Raw genomic sequence first — 16,808 nt, forward strand, 5'->3', positions numbered from 1 at the left:
ACGACGGGACCGTGGGGGATGAGAGCAGACCGACACCTGCGACACACGTCCGGGACAACTCCGAGAAATAGCATCCCACCAGCAGTTAAGTGTTTGTTTCCCGGGTTCACCCTGGGCGGTCGGTGCGGTTATAGGTAGAAGGAACACCGTAGAGACCTGGAAGAGAGATAGCCGTGAGCAACACCGAGACCATTGCCCCGCCGGTCCAGCAAGCCGACCAACCCACCCTCGAGGTGACCGGGGGGCGCTGGATCACCAACTGGCAACCCGAGGACCCCGCCTTCTGGAACGGCCCCGGACGCGCCACCGCCCGCCAGAACCTGATCTGGTCGGTCTTCTGCGAGTTCCTCGGCTTCGCTGTCTGGCAGATGTGGTCCGTGACCGTCATCTTCCTGCCGCAGGCCGGCATCGACCTGACGTCCTCCCAGCAGTTCTGGCTCGTCTCCCTGCCGCCGCTGGTCGGCGCGACGGCACGCATCCCCTACAGCTTCACCGTCCCCATCTTCGGGGGGCGCAACTGGACGGTGATCTCGGCGCTGCTCCTGCTGATCCCCACCGTGGCCACGGGCCTGATCCTGATGGCGGACAACCCGCCGGTCTGGGTGCTGTTCATCATCGCCGCGACCGCGGGCCTCGGAGGCGGGAACTTCGCCAGCTCCATGTCCAACATCACCTTCTTCTACCCCAAGGCGGAGAAGGGTGCGGCACTGGGCATCAACGCCGCTGGCGGGAACCTGGGCGTGGCCGTGGCACAGCTGGTCATCCCCATCGCCGTGACCCTGTTCGCCTTCGGGGCCTTCGACCCGAACCTGCCGATGGCCGGTCTGATCTGGATCCCGTTCATCCTGGTCGCCGCATGGGGTGCGCGGCGCTACATGCACAACCTCTCCACTGCGACGAACGACATCAAGGGGTCACTGTCCGCGCTGAAGGAGAAGCACCTGTGGATCATCTCGTTCCTGTACGTCGGGGCCTTCGGCTCCTTCATGGGCTTCGGCTCGGTGTTCCCCACACTGATCAACGCCCAGTTCCCCGACTTCTCGTCCTTCACCGTGCTGGGGGCGTCGCTGGGGCTGGCGTTCCTCGGACCACTGGTCGGCTCCCTGGCACGTCCCTACGGGGGACGCCTCGCCGACCGGATCGGCGGGGCGCGGGTCAGCATCGTGGTGTTCCTGTGCATGGCGCTGGTGACGACAGCGATGGTGCTGATGCTGGAGAACATCAACTTCGGGATCTACCTGCTTCTGTTCCTGATGCTGTTCACCCTGACCGGGCTGGCGAACGGTTCGGTCTACCGGATGATCCCCACGGTCTTCGAGCTGGCCGTCCCGTCCGACGACCCGGTCGGCCACGAGCGCAAGAGCGCCGCCGCCCTGGGCTACATCGGCGCGGTCGGTGGCTTCGGCGGTTTCGCCATCCCGCAGGTGCTGAACTACTCGGAGAGTTCCACCGGGGCCTTCGACACCGCGTTCTGGGTGTTCGCCGGGGCGTACGTGCTGATGGCGCTGGTGACCTGGGCCGTCTACCACCGTCCGGGGACGCGGTTCGCCGGGGCGAACGTGTGAGGGGCTGAGCTGGACTACCGACTGCTCCGGGCACGCAGGCGCAGATCCGCACTGTCGCGGAATTCCTGCTCGATCTGCTCCAGCGTCTTGTCCTTCGTCTCAGGGACGATCCGGTAGACCCAGTACAGGGCCACGACTTGCAGTGCGACGAAGATGAACACCGTGGCCCCGAACCCGATGGCGTCCATGAGGTAGGGGAAGAACAGCGCCACGCAGAAATTCATCGACCACTGGACTCCAGCGGCCAGACCCATCGCCTCACCGCGTACCCGCAGCGGGAAGATCTCGGACATGAACAGCCACGTCATCGCGCCGACCGCGCACTGCATGATGCCCACGAAAGCCACGATCGAGAACAGGATCACCCACCGCTTCACCGGATTTCCGTCCGGTACCAGCAGAGAGGTCAGCCCCAGGATGGTCAGGGTGGTGATCGTGCCGGTGAGGCCACCCATCAGCATCCGGCGGCGGCGCACTCGGGTGTTCAGGTGCATCGACAGCAGCATGCCGACCACGCCCGCCAGGCCGATCAGCAGGTTGACGGTGAAGGCCGTGTTGCCCTCGAAACCGGCGTCCTCCAGGATCGTCACGCCGTAGTACTGCACCACGTTGATGCCGGAGATCTGGTTGATGACGGCCATCCCGAAACCGACGAGCATGACCCGCCGCATCCACGGGCTGGAGAACAGGTCCCGGAACCTCCTCCGGGACGCCTGGGTGTCATAGTCCGCGAGTTCGCGTATACCCTCCACGTCGCCGGAGACCGGGTGGGTGATCTCGTCGGTGTGCGGCTGCGGGGCATCCGGGGTGCCGTAGCGGGTGGTCTCGTAGTCCGGGGAGCCGTAGACGTGCTCGCGGATGGTGCGCAGCGCGTTGAGCATGGCCTCGATGCGTCCGTGCCCGGCCAGCCAGCGCGGTGATTCGGGCACGACCGTCATCCCGACCCAGAGGATGATCGCCGGGACCAGGCACAGGGCCAGCATCCAGCGCCAGGTCCCCGCTTCCTCGGATCCGATGGAGCGGGCGATGATCGCGTTGAAGCCGAAGGCGAGGAACTGGCCGAAGACGACCATGAACTCGTTCTGGTTCACCACGCGGCCACGCAGGTGCGTGGGGGCCAGTTCCGCCAGGTAGATCGGGATGATGCCGGACGCCGAACCGACCGCGAACCCCAGCACGATGCGGAAAAGTGCGAGTATGACCCACGTCGGGGAGAGCACCGACCCCAGGGACCCGACGACGAAGATCATCGCGACGATGGTGATGGTGGGACGGCGGCCGATCCGGTCGGCGATACGCCCGCCGAAGATCGCGCCGAAGATGGCGCCGAACTGCAGCGCGGAGGTGACCAGGCCCTCGTAGCGCTCCTCGAGGCCGAGGTCGCCGGTGAGCGACGGCAGTGCACCGTTGATCACGCCCGTGTCATAACCGAACAGCAGTCCACCGCAGGTCAGGATGGTGATCACCACCCAGAAGCGGCGGTTCGGTGGACCAGCCTTCGGGGGTTGGGGTCCTGCCCGCAGCCTGCTTCCTCTGTCGGGCTTCGCCGTCATCGGTGGGGTCATCTCCTCACGGGTTGGCGCTGCTGGTGTGCAGCGCTGTGTCTCTCTGTCGACCTCGCGCGCCCGCTGGGGGAATGAACGAACCCCGGCCGGTGGGGCCGGGGTGTGCACGCGAGGTCTTCCACCTGCCGAGCCTAGTCCTCCGTGGCGCTATCCGCCGATGGCGCTCATGGTGCGTTCGGGTTGGACGTAGGCGTCGTCGTTGAGGGTGATGTCGTCGGAGCCGTAGGCGCGGGGCTTGCCCCACATTGCGCGGGCCCAGCCGACCGCGACGTCGTCGTCGGTGGCGTCGGCGCGCAGCAGCCACATCAGGTCGGTCTCCTCGTTGGAGAACAGGCAGCTGCGGATCTTGCCGTCGGCGGTGATGCGGGTGCGCGAGCACGCGGAGCAGAACGACTCGGTGACCGAGGCGATGATGCCGATCTTGCCGAGGGGTTCGGCGTCGGACGCCGCGTCCTGCGCGTAGACGTCCCACAGCTGGGCGGGGGCCGAGCCGCGTGGGGCGGGGTCCTGGTGCAGGACGAAGCGCTCGGACAGCTTCGTGCGCAGTTCCGCGGCGGAGACGAGGTTGTCGCGGGCCCAGGTGTGGTCGGCGTCGAGGGGCATCTGTTCGATGAAGCGCAGTTGGTAGCCGCGGTCCAGGCACCAGGCGGCGAGGTCTGCGCATCCTTTGTCGTTGATGCCGCGCATCATCACGGCGTTGACTTTCACCGGTTCCAGGCCGGCGGCTTTGGCGGCCTCGAGTCCGGCGATGACCTGGGGCAGGCGGTCGCGGCGGGTGAGTTCGGTGAAGGTGTCGCGGTCGACGGTGTCGAGGGAGACGTTGACGCGGGTCAGTCCGGCGTCGACGAGGTCGTTGATGCGTTTGTCCAGGCCGATGGCGTTGGTGGTGATCGAGATCGGGATGTCGGGGTGCAGGTGCCGGACGCCGCGGATGATGTCGGCGAGGTCTTTGCGTACCAGTGGTTCGCCGCCGGTGAAGCGGATGTCTTTGACACCGAGGATGCGCACGCCGATGTCAGCGATGCGGATGGCTTCGTCGGCGGTGAGCAGGGAGTCTTTGTGGAGCCAAGGCAGGCCGTCGGCGGGCATGCAGTAGGTGCAGCGCAGGTTGCATTTGTCGATCAGGGAGATGCGCAGGTCGTCGGCGGTGCGTCCCCACCGGTCACGCAGACGCAACGGGCCGGAGGCTGTGGCCCCGTCGGCGTCCCTGGCACCGTCGGGAAGAGCGGGGGACGCCGGGAGCGACGGCACAGGCAGCATGGTGGTCATGTCTCGGTGTCCTCTCTGCTCCTGGGCTTCGTGTACTCCGGTCTACCGTGCCAGCGACCCCGAGCGGGTATCGGCGGCGTCCGGCAGCACCGAACGGCTCTACGGCGCGGCGTGACGGTTCGCCCCGCACATCGCGGGGACCGCGCACTAGACTCCCAGGGTAGTCCTCCGGGGCTCTGACGTCAGACTGAGGAAGAGGAATCCCATGTCCGGTACCACCACCACTCTCCGCAACCACCGTGTGAGCATCGTGTTCGCCGCCGTGTTCTTCGCGGTTGTCCTGCTGTTCGTCACCGCGTGTTCGTCCTCCGGGGAGGACAGCAGCGACGAGGACGGCGACGGTGACACCACAGCGTCCGGCAGCATCCAGGTCTTCGCCGCAGCGTCGCTGAACAACGTCGGTGAGGAGTTGGCCGACGCGTTCACCGAGGAGAACGACGGCGCCGGGGTCGAGTACAACTTCGCCGGGTCCTCCGCCCTGGTCCAGCAGATCGAGCAGGGCGCGGACGCGGACCTGTTCATCAGTGCTGACCAGGAGAACATGGACGCCGCCCTGGAACTGGACGAGTTCGCCGATGCCGATCCGCAGGTCGTCGCGACCAACCTGCTGGTCCTGGCCACGGCACCGGGTAACCCGGCCGGTATCGAGTCCCTTGATGACCTGAAAGACGACGGCAGTGCGCAGGACGCACGCATCGCGGTCTGCGCCGATGGCGTGCCCTGCGGCACCCTGGCCAACGAGGTTCTCGACGACGAGGGCATCGCGCTGGACAGTCCGACCGAGGAGGCCAACGTCAGTGACGTCGCGACCAAGGTCTCCACCGGTGAGGTCGACGCCGGCTTCATCTACTCCACCGATGCCCTGGCGCTGCAGGAGAACGCCGGCGACGGTGACGACGAGGCCATCAACGTCGTCGACATCGACGATGTCGAGCCCAACGAGTACCCCGCCGCACTGACCACCACCGGCCAGGACAATGACACCGCGGCGGCCTTCCTGGAGTGGCTGTCCACCGATACCGCACGGGAGATCCTCGAGAAGTACGGGTTCGGTGCGGTTTAGGGCCGCCACCTCCGTCCCCGCGGCCATCGTCCTTGTTGCGCTGGTCGCGGTCCTTCTGCTGCTCGGCCCGCTGGTCGGGCTGATCCTGAACATCCCGTGGAACCGCGCGGTCGAGCTGGTCACCGACCCGGCAGCGGTCGAGTCACTGACCCTGTCGCTGTCGACCGCGCTGGTCGCCACCGTCATCTGCATCATTCTCGGTCTGCCGCTGTCGCTGTGGCTGGTCGGCTTCATCCGGCGTCACCCGGGGTGGGGGGAGACGGTCCAACTGATCGTCTACGCACCGCTGGTGCTCTCCCCGGTGGTGTCAGGCCTGGCGCTGGTCTTCTTCTGGGGACGCAACGGCGTCGTCGGCGGGGCGCTCGACAGCGTCGGCGTCCAGGTCGCCTACACGTCTCTGTCGGTGATCCTGGTGCAGGTGTTCGTCGCCATGCCGTTCTTCGTCTCCACCACGGTCACCTCCCTGCGGGCGATTTCGCCGGTGCTGCAGGAGGCCGCGGCACTGGACGGGGCGACGCGCTGGCAGACCATCACCCGTGTCCTCGTCCCACTGGCGTGGCCGGGGATTGCGACGGGAACGGTCATGGGGTTCGCCCGTGCTCTCTCCGAGTACGGCGCGACCCTGACCTTTGCCGGTAACGTAGCCGGGGAAACCCGGACGATCCCGTTGCTGATCGAACTGGGGCTGAGCGCCAATGACATGGACCGCGCCCTGGGCGCGTGCATCATGCTCATCGGCGTCTATGTACTGGTCGTCGGCGGGATCGCCGCTATTCGTGGAGGTCGGAAACGTGGGAGATCAGGGGCACAGCAGAACCCCGGAGTCACACCTGGATGAGGTACGCGCGCTCCTCGGCGCGCGTGGTGTCGTCCCCGTTCCAGCGCGGGATGCGGTGGGACGCCGCCTGGTGGAGGACGTGGCGGCCGTCGAGGATTCGCCGCGCTTCGACAACTCCCAGATGGACGGCTATGCCCTGGCGTCCGCGCACCTCGACGGGGGGACGTTCGCCGTCGGTCCGACTGTCGCTGCGGGGACTGACCCCTGGGACGTGCTCGCGGAGACCAACGGCAGGATCCAGGACGCGGTGATCCCGGTGATGACCGGGGCACGGCTGCCCGCGGGCACCGCGGCTGTCGTGCCGGTGGAGACGTGTGAACCCCCGGACTTCGTGGACGGGAGCGGGCCGGTGCAGGTCCCTGCCGCCCCGGCGGGGCAGTTCGTCCGGGTGCGGGGCTCGGATATCGCGGCCGGGTCCGTCCTGCTTCCCGCCGGTCATGAGGTGAATCCGAGGACGGTGGGCGTTGCCGCGGCGCAGGGGATCTCCGCGCTTCCGGTGGCGCGGCGGGCCCGCGTCCTGATCTGCACCGGGGGAGACGAGATCGGCGGTACAGGCGCCGCCGTCATCCGCGACGCCAACGGTCCGATGCTCGCCGCCCTGTGTGCCCGGCACGGCATCGAGGTCGCGGGGACGGTGAGCACCAGCGACAATCCACCGGCCTTCCGTGCCGCACTGGCCGACGCCGTCTCCCGCGCCCGTGCCGACACCGGTGGCCTGGATGCGGTGGTGACCAGCGGCGGGATCAGCCACGGCAAGTTCGAGGTCGTGCGGCAGGTTCTCTCGGGCCAGGATGACAGCTGGTTCGGGCATGTCGCCCAGCAGCCCGGTGGTCCGCAGGGTGTGGCGCGTTTCGAGGGGGTTCCGGTGATCTGCCTGCCGGGTAATCCGGTCTCCACGGTGGTGAGTTTCCGGCTGTTCGTCGCCCCGGTGCTGGGGGAGGTGCCAGGGACTGTGACCGCCCGGGCTGCGGACGTCCTGCCCGGGCTCACCGGTAAGGACCGTTTCCTACGGGGACGGGTGGTGGTGTCGGACGGCGTGGCCACCGCCTCCCTTGTCGGGGGCGCCGGGTCCCATCTGCTGGCACAGTCGGCGGAGGCGGACTGCCTGCTGCGCGTGCCAGCGGGGGAGGATGTGGCCGAGGGGGAGTTGGTCGCGGTGTACCCGCTGTAGCGGGGCATGGTTCACCTTCCGGATGGTAAATTCCGCGGCATGGTTGACCGGACCCGAACCCGTATTCTCCACCGGGCCCTGGATCTCCTCAACGACCCCGGTACCGACGACCGGGCGCAGGTACTGGTGCAGGTGCGGGCGGTGCTGGACACGCTGGACGGCGGTGGGACATGACCGCCTGGCTGATGCTGCTCGCGGCGATCCTCTCCGAGGTCGAGGCGTCCCTCTCCCTGAAGGCGGCGGTGGAGAACCCGGTCTGGTACCTGCCGGTGGTGATCGGGTACTCCCTGGCCTTCGTCATGCTCTTCCAGACCCTGAAGACCGGTATGGGCCTGGGGGTTGCCTACGGGATCTGGGCGGCGTGCGGGGTGGCGTTGACGGCGATCCTGGCGACGGTCATCTTCGGCGAGGTGATGACCGTCATGAAGTCGCTGGGCATCGTGATGGTGATGGGCGGTGTCCTGCTGGTCGAGATCGGATCCCAGCGTGCCATCCTCCGCGAGCGCCAGCGGGCGCTGGTTGTCCGTGCCGCGGACGGGCTGAACGGTCCTACGGGGGTCGATGACTGATGGCATGGTTGCTCCTGCTTGCAGCGATCATCTGCGAGGTCCTGGCCACGGTCTGCCTGCGCATGTCGGTCACCGGCAGTCGTCTCTGGTACCTGCCCGTGGCGATCGGTTACCTCCTCGCCTTCGCTGCCCTGGGCACAGCACTGCGGCTCGGGATGGAGATCGGCGTGGCGTACGGGATCTGGGCGGCGTCCGGCGTGGCGCTGACCGCCGTGCTCAGCAGAGTGGTCTTCAAGGAGCCGTTGACGCTGATGATGACCTGCGGCATTGTCCTGATCATGGGCGGGGTGCTGTTCATCGAGGTCGGTAGCGTGTGACTGCCGTCGTCAACGCGGCTACAGCTCGAGGTAGCGCACCGCGTCCCCCGCCGCCAGACCGTCCTGCGGGACGACCAGCAGGACGTCCGCTGCCGCGTAACCGCTGAGCATGTGGGAGTGCGCGCCGGGGGCGGGCGTGAAGCGGTCACCGCCGTTACTGGTGCTGTCGCTGTCGCGGGTGGCGGGGACGAGCCGCACGCGGTCGCGCTGGATCGGGTCCACATCCGCGGTCACTACACCGGTTCCGGTTGCGGTCGGTGAGGCGAGTCCCAGGCGCGACGTCACCGCCGGGGCGACGAAGGAGTGCAGCGACACATGCGCGGCGAAGGGGTTGCCGGGCACACCGATGACCAGCTGTGTGTCCTCACCACGGCCGCGCCGGGTGATCAGGGTGGGGTGCCCGGGCTGGCAGGCGACTTCGTCGGCGAGGATCTCGTCGGCGGCACGGGTGATGAAGCGCCGCGCGAAGTCCTGGCCGGAGCGACCTGAACCTCCCGTGAGTACCACGATGTCGGCGCCGCGCACGTCGGGACGCCGCAGCCAGTCCTCCACGGCGACCGGGTCGTCCGGCAGACGGTCGGTGGCGATGGTGTCCGCGCCCCAGTCACCCAGCAGTGCAGGGAAGGACGCGCTGAAGGCGTCGCGGACCTCGCCCGGTTCGGGTATCCCGTTGCCGATGACCTCGTTGCCGGTGAAGGCGCAGGCCACGCGGGGTTTCCGGGTGACCTCCACCTCGTCCACCCCGCAGGCACCGAGCATGGCGACGTGCCGGGCAGTCAACCTCACCCCTGCTCTGACCAGGACCTCCCCGGCCGACCACTCCTGGCCGGCGGGGCGGATGTCGCGCCCCGGCACGGGGGTGTCGGCGGTGAGGGTGCCGCTGTCGACCACGGCGTTCTCGGAACGGACCACGGCAGTCGTGCCGTCGGGGATCAGCGACCCGGTGAGCACTGGCAGTGCCTCGCCGGGAGCCAGTGTGCCGCCGGTGCGGTGGACGTTGCGGCCCTGTGCGTCCCTGGTCGGCTCAGCGAGTAGCCGCCACGGTCCCTCGCCGTTGACCGCGAAACCGTCCATCGCCGACGAGGTGTAGTGCGGCACGTCCATGGGGGAGGGGAGATCGGCGGCAAGCACGTCGCCGGGCTCCGGTGGCTTCGTGTCGGACGCGGTGCACCGCGGCACGGCGGCGACGATGCTGTCGCGGGCGTCATCCCAGGTCACCGGGATATGGCGGACGGCCTCCATCCAGTCCTCCCAGGTGTCGACGTCCGCCGCCGCGGTTGTCGAGAGTTCAACCTGGGGGAGATCCAGGCGCCGCAGCAGCCGCATCACGGGGGCGTTCTCGAGGGCGTCTTCGCCGATGGCCTCCCGCAGGGTGCCGAGCCGGGCGACGCTGAGCAGCGGCTGGAGACGGCCGTCGACCGTGGCAACCGCGCCCTTGCCGTCGGTCTTCTCCAGCAGTGCCGTCACCGCCGCGCCGGGATTGACCAGGTCCGCGGCGAGGAGAAGGACGAGGTCGTTGTCCTCCGTGTCGTCTGTGCCGTTGTCCTCCAGGGCCGTGACACCGGCGGCGATCGCCGCGGCGGGGCCGGACAGCGGCGGATCCTCACGTACGCGGATCACGTCGTCCGGCAGGTTCATCTCGTCGGCGACGACGATCCGGACCCCGCCGGACGGCGCTGCACCGGCCACCGCGTCCAGCACCCGGTCGATCAACCGCACGCCGTCACGTCCTGCGAGAAGCGGTTTGGCCGGGGTATCGACCGGAGCGGAGGCCGCCAGGCGGGACCCGGCTCCACCAGCAACGATGATGGCGTGGATTGTCTGGGTCCCCATCTAACCCCCCGCGAACGGCGGGAGGACGTCCACCCGGGTCACATCGTCCAGCGTGATGGCCGGTGCGTCCGGCCGGGTGACCGTGCGGCCGTCGACGAGGAAACTGCAGCGGTCGAAGACCTGCGACAACGTCATCCCGCCCGCGGTCTCGTCGGTGTGACGGGCGCCTAGGTCGTCCAGGAGTCCGGCGAGGGTGCCGGCGGCGCCGGGCACCGACTCCTGTGCGGCACCGCGGGCGGCCCGGGCGGCCGCGAAATAGTGGATCTCAACCATGGTGACAATTGTAGGTGTGTGGCGGGGAGGCCGGAGGGGTTGCGGGGTCCTGGACCGTTCGGGACGGCAGTTAGGGCAGAGACCGCGTTGGCGGAGACATCGTTTCGCCGCCGCGACACATGATCGTGTATCGAGTGCACCGGGATCTTGTCCTGATTGTTCGCGTAGTGCATGAGTCAATGGACCTGCCACGCCGTGCCGGTTTCGAGGATGACGGAGGTTGAGGCGCTCTGTCCGGCGCGTCACCCGGGTACCGTGGGGAGGCATGGAAGACCAACCCACCAATGGCCTCACCCACGTCCGTGAGGACGGCTCGGCGCACATGGTCGACGTCACCGCGAAGAACGAGACCAGCCGCACCGCCATCGCGACCGGTCGGCTGCGGACCAGGCCGGACGTCCTCGACATGATCTTCGCCCCGGCCGACGGGGCGCATGAGGGTCTGCCGAAGGGGGACGCACTGCCGGTCGCCCGGGTCGCCGGGATCATGGGCGCGAAGAAGACGCCCGAGATCATCCCGCTGTGCCACCCGCTGCCGCTCGGCAAGATCACTGTCGACTTCACGCGGGAGGAGCATCCTGACCCCGCCGTGCGCATCGAGGCCTCCGTGAAAACCCGCGGCGTCACCGGCGTGGAAATGGAGGCGCTCACGGCGGTGACCAGTGCTGCGCTGACCGTCTACGACATGATCAAGGCCGTGGACAAGCAGGCCGTGATCGACGGCATCAGGGTGCTCGCCAAGTCCGGCGGCAAATCCGGGGACTGGGACGTGAGGGGGCCGCGGTCATGACGCGCGCACTCGTCATCGTCGCGTCCACCCGCGCCGCGTCCGGGGACTACGAGGATCTGACCGGCCCAATCCTGGTCGACTGGCTGCGCTCGAGGGGCCTGGAGGTCGACGACGCCACAGTTGTCGCGGACGCCGACGTCCCCACAGCCGTCCCGGAACTGCTCGACGACCCGGTTCTGCCGCGCATCGTCCTGACCACCGGCGGGACGGGGATCAGCCCCACCGACCGGACGGTGGCGACGGTGAAACCGCTGCTGGACCACGAACTTCCCGGGCTGGTGTCCGCGGTGTGGCAGAAAGGCGTGGAGTCCGGCGTACCGACCGCACTGCTGTCCGGTGGCGTCGCGGGCGTCGTCGGGCGCTCCTTCGTGATGACCCTGCCGGGCTCTCGGGGCGGGGTGAAGGACGGCATCGCGGTGCTCGAGCCGGTGCTTGACCACCTGATTGCGCAGTTGGAGGGGGCGGGCAACCATGAGTGACCTGCAGGGTGATCCGACCTATGATCCGGACTACGTCGCCGAGCAGACCGGCGTGGTCGTGCACACCGCGATTTCCCCCGAGCCGCTGGAGAAGCATCTCGCGGACGCTAAGCGGTCAGCCGCGACGGACGCGATGGGAGCCGTCGTCACCTTCGAGGGCGTCGTCCGCGACCACGACGAGGGTGCCGGGGTGACCTCGCTGAACTACACGCATCACCCCACGGCGCCGGACATGCTTTCGCGGATTGCGGCGGACACCGTTGCCGCGCACCCCGAGGTCCGGTTGTGGGCGGAGCACCGCACGGGCCCGCTCGCCATCGGTGACATGGCGTTTCTCGTCGTCGTTGCCGCCGCACACCGCGGGCCCGCTTTCGCGGCCATCTCCGAGTTCGCGACCGCGGTGAAAACCCAGGTGCCGATCTGGAAGGAACAGGAACGCCCCGACGGCACGACGGACTGGGTGGGGCTGTGATGCCGGACTTCTCACCCCGCGAACTCGCCCGCTACCGCCGCCAGCTCGTCCTCGACGGCTTCGGACGCGCAGGCCAGGAGGCGTTGAAGGATGCCCACGTCGCCGTGATCGGTGCAGGTGGTCTGGGCTCGCCAGCGCTGCTGTACCTCGCTGCCGTCGGAGTCGGGAACGTGACCATCATCGACGATGATGAGGTGGAACTGTCCAACCTGCACCGCCAGGTCATCCATGTGGATGCCGCCGTGGGGGTACGCAAGGCGGAGTCCGCGCGCCGGGAGATGCTGGCCCGCAATCCGGAGATCACGGTGCAGGTTGTCGAGGCGCGCCTGGACGCGTCCAACGCGGTGTCGGTGCTGACCGGCGCGGATGTGGTGCTGGACGGCACCGACAACTTCGCCACCCGCTATGCGGCATCACATGCGTGTGCGGTGCTCGGTGTGCCACATGTGTGGGGTTCGATCCTCGGCTTCGACGCGCAGCTGTCCGTGTTCGGCCTTCGGGGTTCTGACGGGACTGCCGGGCCCGTCTACGAGGACGTGTTCCCCACGCCACCGCCTGCCGGATCCGTCCCGTCCTGCGCTGTCGCGGGAGTGCTCGGACCGGTCGTCGGGGTCGTTGGCTCGGCCATGGCGCTGGAGGCGGTGAAGATCGTGACCCGGGTGGGGGAGCCCCTGTCCGGACGCATCGGCTACTACTCGGGGCTCACCGGAATGTGGGAGTACATTCCGGTCGTCGCCGATCCGGCCGTTGCTGCGCAGGTGCGGGACGCTGCGACGCCGACCGTCGCCGAGCCGTCCGACGCCGTGCCGGTTGATGCTGCAGCCCCGGACCTGGAGGGGGCGACCCTCATCGACGTCCGTGAGCCGGACGAATTCGCGGCCTTCCATATCCCCGGTGCGGTGAACGTGCCGTTGAGCGTGCTGGAGCAGGGGGTGCCGGAATCCGTCGAAGCGCTCGACGACGCCGACGGTCAGCTCGTGGTCTACTGTGCCGCGGGCGTCCGCTCCCTGCAGGCGCTGGACATCCTCGCCGATGCCGGCATCGAGGGCACGAGCTACCCCGGCGGCATCAATGCCTGGCTGGACGCGCAGTAGCGGGGACAGTATGGGCCGTTGACCCTGACTACCGGGGCCGCCCCCTCCCGGGACGGCTCCAGGGCCGTACTAGTCTCGGGGACCATGGATGAGGTGGACGGCTACGCGGCACTCGCATTCGATGGGTTCGTGACGGCCAGGCAGGACGCAGCGGGGGCCGGCAACCGGGTCGATGCGTCCGGCGCGTCCGGGGCGGAGCTGGATCCGCGGGACGCGAAGCTGATCAGGGCGTCCCGCATGTTCTGTATGGCGACGGTGACCGGGACGGGATGGCCGTACGTGCAGCACAAGGGTGGTCCGTCCGGCTTCGTGAAGGTGACCACCGAGCAGGGGCGTTCCCAACTGAGGTTCCCCGACTTCGCCGGCAACCGTCAGTTCGTCACCGCTGGCAACCTCGACCGCGACGACCGGGTCTGCCTGTTCTTCGTCGACTTCGCGACCCGGTCCCGGGTGAAGGTGTTCGGGCATGCGCGTCTCGTTGAGGCATCCGAGGATCCGGAGCTCATTGAACAGCTGCGTGACCTCGGGGAGAAGCGGATCACCGCACTGATCGAGCGGGCGGTGATCGTCGACGTCGTCGCGTCCGACGCGAACTGCTCGAAGCAGATCACCCCGCGTTGGACGCGGGAGGAGGTCGAGGAACGTCTGGACCTGTACCGGGCGGACATCAGGGAACTGAAGGACGAACTGGCGGAGGCGCGGGCAGAGATCGCGCGGCTGCGCGGATGATCCTCGGGGCCGAGTACCTACCCCGTGTCCCTCAGCGCACCGGTTTGGATGAATCTACTGAAGCCGAAGTCCTCAATACGGTGCGCTGGGGCACACAAGGTGGGCAAAAGAGCATGTGATGCGGAGGCGGCGCAGCGGGAAGCTACCCCAGCTCGCCGGAGTAGAGGTTGAAGCGGTCGTCCCGGGTGAACCCGGTGAGCAGCAGGCCGGACGACTTCGCCATGTCCACAGCGAGGGAGGTCGCCGCCGAGACGGCGACCAGACCGGAGAAGCCGGCCAGCACGGCCTTCTGCACCAGTTCGAAGGACGCCCTCGAACTCATCACCAGGTAGACCGGGGTATCCGGGTCAATGGTCTCGGCGGAGGAACTCCGGGCGCGCACGTCGCCGGGCAGGCGGTCCTCCAGGAGGAGCGCACCGATGACCTTGTCGGCCGCATTGTGGCGTCCCACGTCCTCCCGGATGACCAGTGGGCGCCCGTCTGCGGTGAACGCACCCGCTGCATGGATGCCGCCCGTTTTCCGGAAGGCGTCCTGGCCCTCGCGCAGACGCTGCGGCATCGCGACGACCTGCTCCGCGGTCGGGTGCGCGGGGGTGAGATCGAAGCGCTTCTCCTTCATGAGGTCGTCGATCGAGGTCGTCCCGCACACCCCGCACGCCGAGTTCGTCGTCACGTTCCGGATCGGGAGGTAGGGCTGGGAGGACGCTGCGTCGCCGAAGTGCGGGACCAGCGACACATCCAGCGTGTTGTAGGTGTTCTCACTGTTCGGGCCGACGGCGCCCGCGCAGTAGCGCGCGGTGGTCACATCCTCACGGGAGGTGATGACCCCCTCGGCGTGCAGCAGGCCGTGGATCAGTTCGATGTCGTGGCCCGGGGTGCGCATTGTGGTGGTCAGGTCCGTCCCGTCCACCCGGATCTGCAGGGGCTCCTCGACGGCGAGCCTGTCGGCACGCGTGTCGACCTCGACGACATCGTTCACCCGGACCTTGGTCACCCGGGCCTTGTCGATGAGACGTCCCATGGCTACTTCTCGGAGGACGGCATTGGCGGCATGTCGGCGGCGGTCCGACCCGTCGGCCGCAGGTGGACAGGGGTGGACTTGAACACCGGGGTGTTTGACCTGTTCACCGCGTGGTCCAGCGGGATCACCACGTTCGCCTCCGGGAAGTAGGTGGTGCAGCCGCCGCGGGAGTGGTCGTACTCGACGACGCGGAAGTCCGGCGCGCGGCGTTCACCGTCGTCCCAGACGGTGACGATGTCGACCATGTCGCCGTCCTTCAGACCGCGCTCCTTCGCGTCCTCCGGATTGACGAAGACCACGCGGCGACCGTTCCTGATACCGCGGTAGCGGTCGTGCATGCCGTAGACGGTGGAGTTGAACTGGTCGTGGGTGCGCACGGTGTTCATCATCAGCTCACCCTCCCGCAGCTCGATGCGGTCGGGCTGGTTCACCGTCAGGTGCGCCTTGCCGTCGGGCGTGGGGAAGTGGCGTTCGCGCGGGCCGTTCGGCAGGTAGAAACCGCCGGGGTGCTTGAGCTTCTCGTTGAAGTCCTCGAAACCGGGGATGGTGTTCGCGATGTGGTCGCGCAGGACGTCGTAGTTGTCGATCATCGGCTGCCAGAACTCGTCACCGAAGGTCTCGCGTCCGATCGAGCACAGGATGTCGACCTCGCTCTTCAGGTTCTGCTTCCGGTTCGCCCGGCGCTTGCCGGTGGACGCGTGGACCTTGCCGGCGGAGTCCTCGACGGTCACGGACTGCCGTCCGGACTTCTGGGTGTCCAGGTCGGTGCGGGAACGCACCGGCAGGATCAGCGACTTCTCGCCCGGCCAGGCGTGGGAGCCGTTCGGCTTCGTCGACAGGTGCACGGTCAGCTCATTGGAGGCCACGCCCTTCTCCAGGGTGGACGTGTCCGACGCGACGCGCACCAGGTTGCCGCCGAGGGACAGGAAGAACTTCACCTTCCCGTCCCGCATCGCCTGCAGGGAGGCGACGGTGTCGTAGCCGTGCTCGCGCGGCACCGGGAACCCGAACTCGTCCTCGATTGCGGCGAGGAAGGACTCGGGGGACTGCTCCCACACGCCCATCGTCCTGTCACCCTGCACATTGGAGTGGCCGCGCAGCGGGGCGGTGCCGGAGCCCGGCTTGCCGATGCGTCCGGTGAGCAGCAGGGTGTTCGTCATCTCCTGGATCGTGGCGACGGCGTTCTTGTGCTGCGTCACCCCCAGGGTCCAGCTGATGATCGTGGAGTCGGCCTTCTCGATCGCGTCCACGGTGGACAGGATCTGGGACCGCGGGATGCCGTGGGCCAGGGCGAGCTCGTCATCGTCGAGCTCGGCGAGGTGGGCGGTGAGGTCGTCGAAACCGGTGGTGTAGGTGTCGATGAACCAGTGGTCGATGGCCTTGTCACGCTTGACGAGTTCCTTGTTGATCGCCAGGAACAACGCACGGTCGCCGTCGAGGCGGACCTGCAGGTAGTCGTCGGAGATCTTCTCCTTGTGCCCCAGGTAGGTCTTGACGGCCTGCGGCTCGCGGAAGTTCATCAGCCCGGCCTCGGGGATCGGGTTGACGGAGATGATGTGGCCGCCGTTCTCCTTGCAGCGGGAGAACGCGGTCAGTGCGCGCGGGTGGTTGGTGCCCGGGTTCTGGCCGACGGAGATGATCAGGTCGGTGGTGTGGAAGTCGTTCATCGTCGCCGAGCCCTTGCCCAGCCCCAGCGTTGCCGACAGGGCGGAGCCGGTGGACTCGTGGCACATGTTCGAGCAGTCCGGCAGGTTGTTGGT

The 16,808-nt window shown here is 68.1% G+C and carries 18 protein-coding genes; 12 read left to right on the forward strand and 6 right to left on the reverse strand.

All coding sequences use genetic code 11. The annotated features are described in order from the left end of the window. Nucleotides 1-173: 173 nt before the first annotated feature. Nucleotides 174-1,565: an MFS transporter gene (locus ACTIL2_RS05005; RefSeq protein ID WP_442336362.1), complete on the forward strand. Its 1,392-nt coding sequence runs from the start codon at nt 174-176 to the stop codon at nt 1,563-1,565. 14 nt (nt 1,566-1,579) lie between these two features. Here the strand turns inward: ACTIL2_RS05005 and ACTIL2_RS05010 are convergent, their stop codons facing one another. Beyond that, a complete protein-coding gene (locus ACTIL2_RS05010; protein ID WP_442336363.1) occupies nt 1,580-3,118 on the reverse strand; it encodes an MFS transporter in 1,539 nt (512 codons plus the stop codon). Between the two features lie 159 nt (nt 3,119-3,277). Further along, on the reverse strand, nt 3,278-4,399 hold the full coding sequence (gene moaA, locus ACTIL2_RS05015) for a GTP 3',8-cyclase MoaA (RefSeq protein ID WP_442336364.1): 1,122 nt from the start codon (nt 4,397-4,399) through the stop codon (nt 3,278-3,280). A gap of 205 nt (nt 4,400-4,604) precedes the next feature. On the opposite strand from moaA, the gene modA reads away from it, so the two are divergent. From modA to ACTIL2_RS05045, 6 genes are read left to right on the forward strand one after another with little or no spacing between them, the layout of a single operon-like run. After that, on the forward strand, nt 4,605-5,462 hold the full coding sequence (modA, locus tag ACTIL2_RS05020; protein ID WP_442336365.1) for a molybdate ABC transporter substrate-binding protein: 858 nt from the start codon (nt 4,605-4,607) through the stop codon (nt 5,460-5,462). Continuing rightward, nucleotides 5,452-6,300, forward strand: a complete 849-nt coding sequence (locus ACTIL2_RS05025) for a molybdate ABC transporter permease subunit (RefSeq protein WP_442336366.1) — start codon at nt 5,452-5,454, stop codon at nt 6,298-6,300. Before modA ends, ACTIL2_RS05025 begins: the two co-directional genes overlap by 11 nt. After that, the gene (locus ACTIL2_RS05030) at nt 6,254-7,471 is read left to right on the forward strand and encodes a molybdopterin molybdotransferase MoeA (RefSeq protein ID WP_442336367.1); all 1,218 of its coding nucleotides are present in this window, start codon (nt 6,254-6,256) and stop codon (nt 7,469-7,471) included. Before ACTIL2_RS05025 ends, ACTIL2_RS05030 begins: the two co-directional genes overlap by 47 nt. Before the next feature lie 39 nt (nt 7,472-7,510). Next, nucleotides 7,511-7,645, forward strand: coding sequence for a hypothetical protein (locus ACTIL2_RS05035; protein WP_442336368.1), 135 nt, complete (start codon nt 7,511-7,513; stop codon nt 7,643-7,645). Then, nucleotides 7,642-8,040 (forward strand): DMT family transporter, encoded by a 399-nt coding sequence (locus ACTIL2_RS05040; RefSeq protein ID WP_442336369.1) that lies wholly within the window; start codon nt 7,642-7,644, stop codon nt 8,038-8,040. Before ACTIL2_RS05035 ends, ACTIL2_RS05040 begins: the two co-directional genes overlap by 4 nt. Beyond that, nucleotides 8,040-8,357: a DMT family transporter gene (locus ACTIL2_RS05045; RefSeq protein ID WP_442336370.1), complete on the forward strand. Its 318-nt coding sequence runs from the start codon at nt 8,040-8,042 to the stop codon at nt 8,355-8,357. The genes ACTIL2_RS05040 and ACTIL2_RS05045 overlap by 1 nt, the downstream gene beginning before the upstream one ends. 18 nt (nt 8,358-8,375) lie before the next feature. Here ACTIL2_RS05045 and ACTIL2_RS05050 read toward each other — a convergent pair whose 3' ends face one another. Both ACTIL2_RS05050 and ACTIL2_RS05055 read right to left on the reverse strand, forming a co-directional pair. Further along, a complete protein-coding gene (locus tag ACTIL2_RS05050) occupies nt 8,376-10,190 on the reverse strand; it encodes a molybdopterin-binding protein (protein WP_442336371.1) in 1,815 nt (604 codons plus the stop codon). Beyond that, on the reverse strand, nt 10,191-10,463 hold the full coding sequence (locus ACTIL2_RS05055) for a MoaD/ThiS family protein (RefSeq protein WP_442336372.1): 273 nt from the start codon (nt 10,461-10,463) through the stop codon (nt 10,191-10,193). Nucleotides 10,464-10,728: 265 nt separating this feature from the next. Here ACTIL2_RS05055 and moaC point away from each other — a divergent pair, with 265 nt between their 5' ends. The 5 genes from moaC to ACTIL2_RS05080 all read left to right on the forward strand — a co-directional run bounded on the left by moaC (nt 10,729) and on the right by ACTIL2_RS05080 (nt 14,027). Then, nucleotides 10,729-11,253, forward strand: a complete 525-nt coding sequence (moaC, locus tag ACTIL2_RS05060; RefSeq protein ID WP_442336373.1) for a cyclic pyranopterin monophosphate synthase MoaC — start codon at nt 10,729-10,731, stop codon at nt 11,251-11,253. Then, complete coding sequence (locus ACTIL2_RS05065) at nt 11,250-11,732, forward strand: MogA/MoaB family molybdenum cofactor biosynthesis protein (RefSeq protein WP_442336374.1); 483 nt, start codon at nt 11,250-11,252, stop codon at nt 11,730-11,732. The genes moaC and ACTIL2_RS05065 overlap by 4 nt, the downstream gene beginning before the upstream one ends. Beyond that, on the forward strand, nt 11,725-12,204 hold the full coding sequence (locus ACTIL2_RS05070; protein ID WP_442336375.1) for a molybdenum cofactor biosynthesis protein MoaE: 480 nt from the start codon (nt 11,725-11,727) through the stop codon (nt 12,202-12,204). Before ACTIL2_RS05065 ends, ACTIL2_RS05070 begins: the two co-directional genes overlap by 8 nt. Further along, nucleotides 12,204-13,298 (forward strand): ThiF family adenylyltransferase, encoded by a 1,095-nt coding sequence (locus ACTIL2_RS05075; protein WP_442336376.1) that lies wholly within the window; start codon nt 12,204-12,206, stop codon nt 13,296-13,298. Before ACTIL2_RS05070 ends, ACTIL2_RS05075 begins: the two co-directional genes overlap by 1 nt. A gap of 84 nt (nt 13,299-13,382) precedes the next feature. Then, nucleotides 13,383-14,027 carry a pyridoxamine 5'-phosphate oxidase family protein gene (locus tag ACTIL2_RS05080; protein WP_442336377.1) on the forward strand — a complete coding sequence of 215 codons (645 nt, stop codon included), beginning with the start codon at nt 13,383-13,385 and terminating at the stop codon, nt 14,025-14,027. Nucleotides 14,028-14,169: 142 nt separating this feature from the next. Here the strand turns inward: ACTIL2_RS05080 and fdhD are convergent, their stop codons facing one another. Together fdhD and ACTIL2_RS05090 are read right to left on the reverse strand one after the other, a co-directional pair. After that, on the reverse strand, nt 14,170-15,048 hold the full coding sequence (fdhD, locus tag ACTIL2_RS05085) for a formate dehydrogenase accessory sulfurtransferase FdhD (protein ID WP_442336378.1): 879 nt from the start codon (nt 15,046-15,048) through the stop codon (nt 14,170-14,172). Nucleotides 15,049-15,050: 2 nt separating this feature from the next. Beyond that, nucleotides 15,051-16,808 (reverse strand): FdhF/YdeP family oxidoreductase (locus tag ACTIL2_RS05090; protein ID WP_442336379.1); only part of this gene is annotated, 1,758 nt, incomplete at its 5' end.

It is taken from the genome of Corynebacterium sp. (assembly GCF_052107835.1).
Classification (GTDB): Bacteria; Actinomycetota; Actinomycetes; order Mycobacteriales; family Mycobacteriaceae; genus Corynebacterium.

Coding starts and splice junctions, on each gene's coding strand:
- ACTIL2_RS05010 (WP_442336363.1), bottom strand. CDS start 3,118: ATGACGGCGAAGCCCGACAGAGGAAGCAGGCTGCGGGCAGGACCCCAA.
- moaA (WP_442336364.1), bottom strand. CDS start 4,399: ATGACCACCATGCTGCCTGTGCCGTCGCTCCCGGCGTCCCCCGCTCTT.
- modA (WP_442336365.1), top strand. CDS start 4,605: ATGTCCGGTACCACCACCACTCTCCGCAACCACCGTGTGAGCATCGTG.
- ACTIL2_RS05035 (WP_442336368.1), top strand. CDS start 7,511: ATGGTTGACCGGACCCGAACCCGTATTCTCCACCGGGCCCTGGATCTC.
- ACTIL2_RS05040 (WP_442336369.1), top strand. CDS start 7,642: ATGACCGCCTGGCTGATGCTGCTCGCGGCGATCCTCTCCGAGGTCGAG.
- ACTIL2_RS05045 (WP_442336370.1), top strand. CDS start 8,040: ATGGCATGGTTGCTCCTGCTTGCAGCGATCATCTGCGAGGTCCTGGCC.
- ACTIL2_RS05050 (WP_442336371.1), bottom strand. CDS start 10,190: ATGGGGACCCAGACAATCCACGCCATCATCGTTGCTGGTGGAGCCGGG.
- ACTIL2_RS05055 (WP_442336372.1), bottom strand. CDS start 10,463: ATGGTTGAGATCCACTATTTCGCGGCCGCCCGGGCCGCCCGCGGTGCC.
- moaC (WP_442336373.1), top strand. CDS start 10,729: ATGGAAGACCAACCCACCAATGGCCTCACCCACGTCCGTGAGGACGGC.
- ACTIL2_RS05065 (WP_442336374.1), top strand. CDS start 11,250: ATGACGCGCGCACTCGTCATCGTCGCGTCCACCCGCGCCGCGTCCGGG.
- ACTIL2_RS05070 (WP_442336375.1), top strand. CDS start 11,725: ATGAGTGACCTGCAGGGTGATCCGACCTATGATCCGGACTACGTCGCC.
- ACTIL2_RS05075 (WP_442336376.1), top strand. CDS start 12,204: ATGCCGGACTTCTCACCCCGCGAACTCGCCCGCTACCGCCGCCAGCTC.
- ACTIL2_RS05080 (WP_442336377.1), top strand. CDS start 13,383: ATGGATGAGGTGGACGGCTACGCGGCACTCGCATTCGATGGGTTCGTG.
- fdhD (WP_442336378.1), bottom strand. CDS start 15,048: ATGGGACGTCTCATCGACAAGGCCCGGGTGACCAAGGTCCGGGTGAAC.